Source organism: Vibrio sp. OPT46, from assembly GCF_015163535.1.
GTDB lineage: Bacteria > Pseudomonadota > Gammaproteobacteria > Enterobacterales > Vibrionaceae > Vibrio > Vibrio alginolyticus.
Map to the genome: position 1 here is coordinate 41,698 of NZ_JADDYG010000359.1, position 9,527 is coordinate 51,224.

Consider the following 9,527-nt stretch of genomic DNA (forward strand, 5'->3'; position numbering starts at 1 on the left):
AGCGCGACGATTGAGCAACAACATGAAGTGTGGCGTGATGAAGTCGCAACACAACTCATTCAACAGCGTTTGATCCGTGTACTCAGTGATGCCGCTGAACCTTTTCAATACGCTTATGCAGAGCCCTATTACTCTAACTATCAGCGTATGATGTCGGCAGGGATTTCGTTTGCACCAGATCGCCGCGAACAAATGCACCAGACTTTCATTCGTACCTTGGCGTCGTTGAGAGATTATGGTGCGACTCAATCCGAGTTAGATAGCGTTATGTCAAATTGGCAAGGTGAACTTGCAAATATTGATTCAGATTGGAGTCAGCGTAAGCCAAACAGTTACGCAGAAGCACGTGTTTTTCAAATTGGACAAGACAGTGTCAGCCAATCAAAAGAGAGTTATGCCCAGAGTTTGGCAGAATTCATCAACAACGAGAATTTAGAGAGCATTAACACACAATTGGCGGCTTTGTTATCTCAGCAGCCAAGCTTTTTTATTGGTTTGGGGAAAAGCGAAACGTCAGAACAGTTCAATGGTGTATTTGCCGCTCTAAACAGTGCCTATCTTCAAACTGGCGAAAAACCGTTAGAGATGTATGACAAAGTGGATGGATTCTTAAAGCCTACCCAGGAAGGCAGCATCACGAGCATGCGTCAGGAAGCGGGTGGTTTTCAAGTCTATACGCTATCAAACGGTGTCGAAGTGTGGTTCCAAAAAGATACTAAAGCGGGTGGTCGAGCGTATATTTACTATGCGAGCCAAGGTGGTAAAGCCGCTGTTGATCCGACGTTGTATGCCGCTTATGAAATCGCAGCAACAACGGCAATACGCAGTGGGTTAGGGGCATTTTCTGGTTCAGAGCTAGATAGCTACTTACGCAAAAACAACATTGCGCTTGGCGCGATGCTTGATGCGACCAGTCACGGAGCACAAATTACGGCGCCAAATACGCACCTAACTGATGCTTTGAATGGACTATACAACCTAGCGACGGAGATTAAAGTCGACGAGCGCCAGATGGCAGCAGCGAAGCAAGAGTTTAAACAGCAGAGCGGCGCTTTTTTTGAATCACCGATGGGAAAACTGATTCAAAAAGCAAACGGCAATTCTTATTTGCCGGGTAGTCGTCATCGTATAGTGTCCAGTGATGATGTTGAACAAGTGACTTCCGAGCAGATACTAGCGGTGCATGAGCAACTTTTCAAAACCAATGATGGTTTTAAGATGGTTATTGTTGCAAACGTAGAGCCGGAAGAAATTACACCACTTTTGCGTAAATATGTGGCCTCTATCGAAATGAAACCGAGTCGTTCGATTGATTATCACGTTGCGTTTAACCCGGAAGTGCCGGAGCGAACTGTGGTTTCGGATGGGCATGAACCTTCATCGTTGTATGTAATGCGTTTGACTAATACGAGCGATTACCAACGTACGGCAAGAGACACGGTTATCGAAGATATTTTGCAACGTATTAGTAATGCACGTGTTTTGGATATTGTGCGAGAAGAGTCTAGCCTTGATTACAGCCCGAGCATTTACACCATGACACAAGATCGCGAACCCATCTCTGATTGGCTCTTGGAGTCTCAAGTCGAGCCCGAAGACGTGGCTCTTTTAGAGAGTAAACTGGGCAAAGTGTTTGATGATTTAGCGTCAAATATTACCCAAGAAGAAGTGGATACGGCCGCGAAACAACTGGCAGTCGCGATGCAAGGATTGGATGATAACCCAGCACAGAGATCATGGGCATATACTCGTTATTTGGTGCATGATTACGGCGTCGATGTGTTACTTGACGTTGAGAAAGTGGCTAAAAGTGTGACGTTAGATGAAGTGAAAGCGCATGCAAAATCAGCTTTTGGTCCACAAGCAAAACGCTCGGTGATGGTTTTAAATCCGGCCGAATAATCACGTAGTTTCTGACGAAAATCGTGGCAATAGTAATAAAAAGACGGCGTGAAAGCCGTCTTTTTAAGCACTTTAATCAAAGCTTTTATGCTGATTTACGCGAAAGTCGCTTTTCATTGTTGGTGTTGTTTTCTTTTGTGATCGCACTGTCTTGAGCCTTACCCTTTAACGTTACCACTTCCTTTTCAGGTAATTCGGCTGCTTCACCAAAGAATTTGCCACCAGGTTCAATGCTGAGGTTATTGCTCCAGATCCTACCGCTTACGCGTCCCTTGGCAAGCACTTGAATGTGTTCTGCGTGACAGTTTCCGTCCATCATGCCGTTAATGATCAGCTGTTTAGCGTAAATTTCACCGTTTACTCGCCCGCTTTCTGCGACAACGAGAGTGCCTTCCACGTTAATTTGACCATCGACGATGCCATCAATCTGGACATCGTTTTCTACTTTGAGTTCTCCGCTAAGAGAACAGCCTTTGGCGATGAGAGTTGAAGCTGCTGAGCTACTCGTTGTTCCACTGTTTTGATTAAAGATTCCCATCGTATTCTTCGCTCCTTAGTAAAAATGTCTTCGAAATCATTAAGGCTCCAATCGACAAATGGTTTCGGATTCAGTGCTCGCCCAACAAATCGCACCTCGTAATGCAGGTGAGGGCCAGAAGAGAGCCCACTGTTGCCGGAAATTGCAATCAGTTGCCCTTTTTTGACGAACTGACCACTTTTTACTTTGAACGCTTTCAAGTGCGAATAAGAACTCGAAAAACCGAAAGAATGTTGTAGCCTGAGGAAGTTACCAGAGCCTTTATTACTGCGGCGGGTGACTTCCACTACCCCATCGGCAGGGGCATAAATTTTGGTGCCGATATTTACGGCAAAATCGAGCCCACGATGCATCTTGGCAACTTTTGTCACCGGATGGATACGCTTACCGAATCCGGAAGATAGTCGTACGTTGCCGACTGGAGAGCCACTTGGTATTTGGTTTAATAACACCATGCGAACGTTTGAGGTTATCGCTGCTGCATCGAGCCTAGCATCCAAGTTATTTGTCGAGGTATGTTCTCCAACCCCAAGCACTTTCTCTAATTCACCCAAACGTTCCGAAACAAGTTGTACCCGTTCTTCCCGTTCTGAAAGGTCATTTTCTAGCTCTGATTTAAGTGTTTTCAGTGTGCTGAGCTCTTCACCCATGGTGCGTGAATGCTCTGTCAATTCAGCTTGTTTTAACGCTGCATTATCAACGCGAGTGTACAAGTGATGAATTAAGATTACGGTCGCGGCCAGAGCAACAACAAAAAAAACGAAAAACGTTTTTATGTTGCGTTGCATCCTTTTACTGAAGTACCAATGTCTTGAGCCATTGATAGTTGATATAGAGATCGTCAACTGGTCTTTCATCGTCTTCTATTGCTCGTATTTGGTATACGTCTCGTCACTGAGTTAGTAGGAATGTAAGGAAAACGAGTAGGGACCGCCAGAGGCAAATTGGAAAGAAGTGTCAGGTCGTGAGGCGTTTTCAGATATTAGATAAAAGACTCAATAAAGATTTAATATTCTGCTGATTTTGGTCGTAATTACTCCAAATCGCTTCATTTAACTGAATATTATGATTTTTAAGGCGGTTATCCGAGAAATTGGATTGTGAATATTGCCAATAGCATCCGCACGCAATTCAACTTACTTCACGGTTTGCCTTATAAATGTTGGATAATTTATCAAACCGACATTCATTACATCGATAACTTGTTTATGATAGCGGTTGATATAAAGCACTATTCATTGGCTTTAAACCTAAGCGTTACATTTCGTTTAGGAACACATAACTATGACAACGGAGTTGGTCGTGAAAAAACTACTATTGGCTACAGCAGTGGTCGCAGCAGCAGGGGGCGCTGGCTACCTGTACCAAAACAATACTACCGCGAGTGATGCAGGCTCACTGTTAACGCAAGTTCCTGCAGATTCACTTATGGTGACGTATCAGACAGAACCTTTTAACCATTATAAATACATGAACGCATTCGGTACGGCGAATCAAGGCTCGATTGCAGAACTTTTTGCCGATGAACCACTGTCTCCACAACAGCAGTTTGCAGTTAACTTATTCGATGGATACCTAGAGAGTGCTGCGTCGCCAGAAACATTAAAAGCTTATTTGGGCACCGGGGAAAACATTAATCCTGTGTTGTACACAATTGGTATGGTACCGGTGTACAAAGTGGATATTGAAGACCCTGCCGCGTTATGGAAAACACTGGATCATGAAGAGCAGATGAGCGGCGCTAAGCATGAGTTGGTTAAGCTTGGTGAAGTCGAGTATCGTCGTTACGAGATGACTGATTCAATTGACCCGCAGGACGGTATTGGCTTGGTTGTAGCCGTGGTTGATAACGTGCTTACGTTAACGGTTGATGTTCCGCAACTGGGCGTTCAAAACCCGATTAAAATGGCATTAGGGCTTGAAGCACCAAGTCAAAATATTGCTGAGAGTGGACGTCTTGAGGCGTTGCAAGCCAAATACGGTGAAAACAACAACTCTTTTGGTTACTTTGATCATCGCGAAGTGATTAAAGGTTTGACGACGAAAGATGGCAATATGTTTGCTCGTCAAATTAGCACGTTGGATGCAATAGATCCTGAACCAACTATTGAGGAAATGCGTTCACCAGCCTGCCATACTGAGCTTACTCAAGTTGCAGAAAACTGGCCTCAGTCCGTCGCGTTTGCAGAATACAAGATGAAAGGCGATCAGGCGTTCATTAAAGGTTCTTTTGTTGTTGAGTCCAACAATAAAGTGATTCTAGATGCGCTCAAGTCGATTCGTGGTGTATTGGCTGAGTCTAAAAGTGATAAGAGTTTCTTTAGTATGGCGCTTGGTTTAGACATTAATACGCTAGCGCCATCGATTGGTCAGATTTGGGCTGACTTGACCCAGCCTCAATACCAATGCTCTTTATTGACACAAATGCAGCAAGAGATGGGCGGCCAGAATCCAGCAGCCGCTGTAAGCATGGGGTCAGGCATGGTTAACGGCCTCAAAGGCTTAAGCCTACAAATGTTTGATATCAAAGTAGATACTAATGCTCAGCATGGTGAAGTATTTAGCCAGCTAGATGGTATGTTGTCTCTTTCTGCCAATGATCCAATGATGCTTATTCAAACTGCGCAAATGTTCGTTCCTGAACTTGCTCAATTGCAAATTCAACCGGATAACCAACCTGTTAATGTCAGTGACCTATTAGAAATGCATACTGGCATGAAGGTGGACGTGTTTGCTCGTCTAAACGAAAACCATTTCACCCTTTACAGTGGTGATAGTGCTGCGGAAGCAAGCAAAGAAGTGATGGCGCAATCACTTTCTCCAAATGGCTTGTTCAGCTTTGATTTTGATTCAGAGCGTATTTTGGAAGTGTTGGAGAGTGCGTCGTCAATCACAGGGGAGCCGGTTCCGGATGATGTTGTCAAAAGCTTGCAAGGCGAGCTTGTTGGTGGTATGACGATGGACGTGACAGACCAAGGTATTGGTTTTGAGTTTGATTACCGTGGTGCAACTAAACCTGTAACGGTTGCACTGCAGTAACACATTGAGTAGAAAAAGGCGGCTTGAAGCCGCCTTTTGTTATTATGTACCGTATTAAAAAGCGAGTGGGAAGAGCGACGCTTACTTATCTATTTGAGGATGAGAGTATTGCTGATATTCAGGTAACTCTTTTCTTAAATTACTAAATGTCGCCCATGCACTTTCTTTTGAAAGTTTGTTGATCAGCCAGTTTGGCAATAGACCTCCGGGGTCAGCAAACGCCTTGTATTCCACGAGTGTTGTATCGTTTGTGAGTTTTTGTAATTCCCAAGTCGCATCAACCGAGCGAATTCGAACATAACCATTTTGTTCAGCAAGATATGAGTCAGGTGCGCTTTTGATTTCTATGGTGAATCCCAGCTCATCGACCCAGTACTTTGAGTAGGTGACCATATCCCGATTTTTGGCAGGCCATGGTGCTTTAAACTGGGTGTAAACGATGTTCTCGGTGGCCGATATTTGATTTAAAACCCGGCTATGACTGGTATTGTCAATCCAGTTCGGGATATTGTCACTGTCTTCTAGTAGCGTTAAAAATGCACCATAGCTGGTGGGTGTGAACATCCGGGCACGGATCTCAACTAAACCGTCACTATGTTCTCGGGAGTAAATTGTGATTCCATTCTTGTCACTCTCGAACTGCCAGTTCTCGTTGGCGCTCGCGTCAGTACCAGCGGATATCAATGTGGCGAGTGTTAAGGCGCCAATTCTTAAATGCAACATCATGTTAGTATCCGCCAACTTTTCCTAAATTTAAGTTTATACTATTTGTTGTAGCTATAAGGACAATAGTATGTTTTTTGTTATTGTTCTGAAGGTTGCTCTGCACTGAAGCCACGTTGAATGTTGGTGAAGGTAAGCGATGCAAATATTACGATAACGATCGCTAGATGCCATGCTTGACTCAATCCAAGCTGCACCAGAGTTAAGCTGACCAATGAGGAGACGACCATTTGTCCACCACCAGACATTGCCGCTGCGGCACCTGCTTGCTTTTTATAAGGTTGCATTACCATCGCTTGTGCACAAGGTAGGGCAATACCATTACCCAAGATCATTAATAGCTGTCCTAGCATCAGAAATAGAGGCTCAACAGGGCAGAAAAATAACCATATTGCGGCAGCGAGGTGAAGAAATGGGGTGCAAAGCAGCATTTTTTTATTGCCAATAATTGGCCTTACTCGGTTACAAATCGTGGTACCACATAACATACCCAAAGCGGGAATGAGCGCCCACATCGCGTATTGAGCGGAGGTCATGCCAATTTGATCTTGCATGATAAATGGCATCACAGAGACTGTCGTAATCATTAAGCTGAAGTTTAACCAACTGATACTGGCGAAACTCATAAAGTAACGAGATGTAATTAAGCTCTTGTATTGGAGCAACATTTTTCGGGGTGACGGAATGACAGAACGTTTTGTGATGGTTTCTGTGAACTTAAAGGCGATGATTACCCAGGCCAGCGAGACATAGCCCAATAGAGAAATAAACACCATACTCCAACCGAAGTGGAAGTTGATAAAGCCGCCAATCACAGGTGCAATAAGTGGCGTGATTGAAGCCGCCATGGCGATGTAAGACATTGCCACTGGGAGTTCATCCCCGCTAAATCTATCTCGAGTCGACGCTCTCGCGAGTACCGCGCAGCATCCTGTACCTAACCCTTGTAAAAAGCGCCCCATCACCATCCCTGTAAATGTGTCACTGAAGAAAATAATCATCAGCAGACCAGACATCGCGATGAGTAAACCGGTAAGTAATACTCTTTTTCGTCCTAAAGCATCTGACACTGGCCCGTAGATAAATTGAGAGGGGCCAAAGCCGAGCAAATAAATACTCACAAGTAGTTGAGCTTGGTCGAGGGAGATGGAAAAGTCTTTTGCTATCCATGGCAAAGAGGGCATGACTAGCCCCATGCTCAACTGGCCAACGCTAATAATAAGACAGGCGAGTAGTATAGTATGAAAGTTGATTGGGCGACTCATGACGGGTCTCCATTCAAACAACTTTTTTGGCGTCGTGATCTTAAGCCACCTTCGTCATCCACTTCATTTAGCTTTGCTTTGACCCGCTTCACAGTCGATAGACTGACTTCGCATTGCTCTGCCACGTTTTGCAATGTGTAGCCTTCTAGCAGTAACGTTGCGATCTGTTGGTGTTTGGTTTTGTTTGCGGGGCGGCCGCGAAACTTCTGTTTCCATAATTCTGGCTGCTCTTTAATGGCCTGTCGCCCTTGCTCTGCGGCAAACAGGCGATGTTCAGTCTGCACTTTCCCATATCCAGATAACACTGTGAGTAGTGTTTGAGTTTGAACAGAACCTGGCTCAAAAGTTAGTGATTCACATACGGTTTTCAATGTTACCCCTTTATCGAGTAGCATTTTTATTGTGTTCAATGCTTGACTAAAGTCGCGACCAAATGCGGTCAGCCACCAGAGCACAATCGTATCCCCAGTTCTGACGGAATCGAGCAGTTGTAAGAATGCCTCTCTCTCGGTTGGAGGCATGCAACCACGAACCTTATCCTCAAAATGCTGAGCTTCGGGCGCAAAAGCTTTTAGAGTATTAAGGTGCTCTTGGTAAGCTCGATTTTTTGGCGAATAACGAGTGTAAAGATACGTGGTCATAAGGATTATGAGCCCCTTTTCTTTTGGTTCATATAGTGTAATGGCTCATAAATATACATGGGTTCATTAATTCTTACAACACTAAATGAGCCGTTTGGGAGTCAGGGGCAAATAAAAAGCCAACCGAATGGCTGGCTATAGCTATTTAAGCTTTTGTTGTCTGTCGCTCGATTAACTTCACTGGCACCATCATTTTTACTAGGCTGCCGTTTTTCGTATTAATTTGATCAACAATGATCTTCACGCACTCGCGAGCGAGGCGACGGAAATCCTGGCGGAATGTGGTTAATTGATAGCTTAACCATTCTGTCTGAGGAATATTATCAAAGCCAATGACTTGTAAGTCCTGAGGAATGCTCAACCCGCATTCTATACGGGCGATATCCATGACCGCCATCGCAAGGTTATCGGTTGCACAGAACACCGCTTCAGGCCGATTTTTGTCTGCCAGTATGGCACGGACTTTATCAAGTGAGCTCGCGTAGTCATAGCTGGCTTCAATGATGCGTGGCGTCTTGCCGGTTAGGTCTTCAAATTCAGAGCAGAAGCCGCTTTGACGTTCGTCATTCGTAAAGGTTGGCACTTCTCCCGTCAAATAAACCGCGTTCTTCACGCCACTTTTGTGCAGAAGTTGCGCGGCTTGTTGGCCTGCTTCGTAGTTGTCACTGATAACGTAGCTACTCCTAGTACCTTCAACAACTCGTGCGTATTGAACAATTGGGATATTAAACTCTTCACATTCTTCATAAAGGGACTTATTGAAGGTTGCGGAAGCAGCAATGACACCATCGACGCGATACTGGAAGATATTTGGGATTGAGTGGCCCTCTTCTTCATCCACTTGCCATGGAATCAATACGGCAGAATAACCTTTTTTCTGTAACTCACTGGAAATTAACTGCAGTGTTTTCATATGGATAGGGTAATCCGCATCAGGAAACACCAAACCTATCAATTTCGATTCGTTTGTGGTCAGGCTACGTGCAAAGGCGTTAGGGCGGTAGTTAAGGGCTTTAGCCGCTTCAAAGACTTTTTGCTTGGTCTTTTCGGATACTGAGCTACCCGGAACAAACACGCGCGATACAGTAGATTGAGAGACGCCTGCCATCTTTGCCACATCTTTTGATGTGACTACGTGTTTAATTGATTTCATGAATAAAACTTAGTTGCCAGTAATTGAGGTCATAAGACTAGCATAAATAGGTACGTATTCATAAATGTTCTGACGGGGTATCCTAAGTAGAATAATGGCTTTGGAGTGTTAAAAAGCAAAATGTGGGTTAACCCATTCGATTTGCTTTGAGCTAGCACTAGATCTAGAGCGTAGATACTGTCCGTTTGTTGGACGTACAGTATCTACGTAAAGAACATTAATTTGCTTGTTTGACTGCAACTTTACGTTTCGGGGAGAGGAGTGAA

General features: G+C 44.4%; 8 protein-coding genes. 2 read left to right on the plus strand and 6 right to left on the minus strand.

Translation table 11 applies throughout. From position 1 onward, the window contains the following. A partial coding sequence (locus tag IQR33_RS16780) for a M16 family metallopeptidase (RefSeq protein WP_193843866.1) occupies positions 1–1,902 on the plus strand: 1,902 nt, incomplete at its 5' end. Between the two features lie 85 nt (positions 1,903–1,987). Here IQR33_RS16780 and IQR33_RS16785 read toward each other — a convergent pair. Together IQR33_RS16785 and IQR33_RS16790 are read right to left on the minus strand one after the other, a co-directional pair. After that, positions 1,988–2,440, minus strand: a complete 453-nt coding sequence (locus IQR33_RS16785) for a bactofilin family protein (protein ID WP_080276973.1) — start codon at positions 2,438–2,440, stop codon at positions 1,988–1,990. Continuing rightward, positions 2,344–3,297: a M23 family metallopeptidase gene (locus IQR33_RS16790; RefSeq protein ID WP_005374721.1), complete on the minus strand. Its 954-nt coding sequence runs from the start codon at positions 3,295–3,297 to the stop codon at positions 2,344–2,346. The genes IQR33_RS16785 and IQR33_RS16790 overlap by 97 nt, the downstream gene beginning before the upstream one ends. A 427-nt stretch (positions 3,298–3,724) precedes the next feature. On the opposite strand from IQR33_RS16790, the gene IQR33_RS16795 reads away from it, so the two are divergent. Then, complete coding sequence (locus tag IQR33_RS16795; RefSeq protein ID WP_080276972.1) at positions 3,725–5,479, plus strand: hypothetical protein; 1,755 nt, start codon at positions 3,725–3,727, stop codon at positions 5,477–5,479. Between the two features lie 81 nt (positions 5,480–5,560). On the opposite strand, the gene IQR33_RS16800 is transcribed toward IQR33_RS16795, so the two are convergent. The 4 genes from IQR33_RS16800 to IQR33_RS16815 all read right to left on the minus strand — a co-directional run bounded on the left by IQR33_RS16800 (position 5,561) and on the right by IQR33_RS16815 (position 9,261). After that, positions 5,561–6,205 (minus strand): START domain-containing protein, encoded by a 645-nt coding sequence (locus IQR33_RS16800; RefSeq protein WP_025768670.1) that lies wholly within the window; start codon positions 6,203–6,205, stop codon positions 5,561–5,563. Between the two features lie 77 nt (positions 6,206–6,282). Continuing rightward, the gene (locus IQR33_RS16805; RefSeq protein ID WP_025768669.1) at positions 6,283–7,467 is read right to left on the minus strand and encodes a multidrug effflux MFS transporter; all 1,185 of its coding nucleotides are present in this window, start codon (positions 7,465–7,467) and stop codon (positions 6,283–6,285) included. After that, a complete protein-coding gene (locus tag IQR33_RS16810; RefSeq protein ID WP_025768668.1) occupies positions 7,464–8,108 on the minus strand; it encodes a recombinase family protein in 645 nt (214 codons plus the stop codon). The genes IQR33_RS16805 and IQR33_RS16810 overlap by 4 nt, the downstream gene beginning before the upstream one ends. 145 nt (positions 8,109–8,253) lie before the next feature. After that, on the minus strand, positions 8,254–9,261 hold the full coding sequence (locus IQR33_RS16815) for a LacI family DNA-binding transcriptional regulator (RefSeq protein ID WP_005374731.1): 1,008 nt from the start codon (positions 9,259–9,261) through the stop codon (positions 8,254–8,256). Positions 9,262–9,527: the final 266 nt, after the last annotated feature.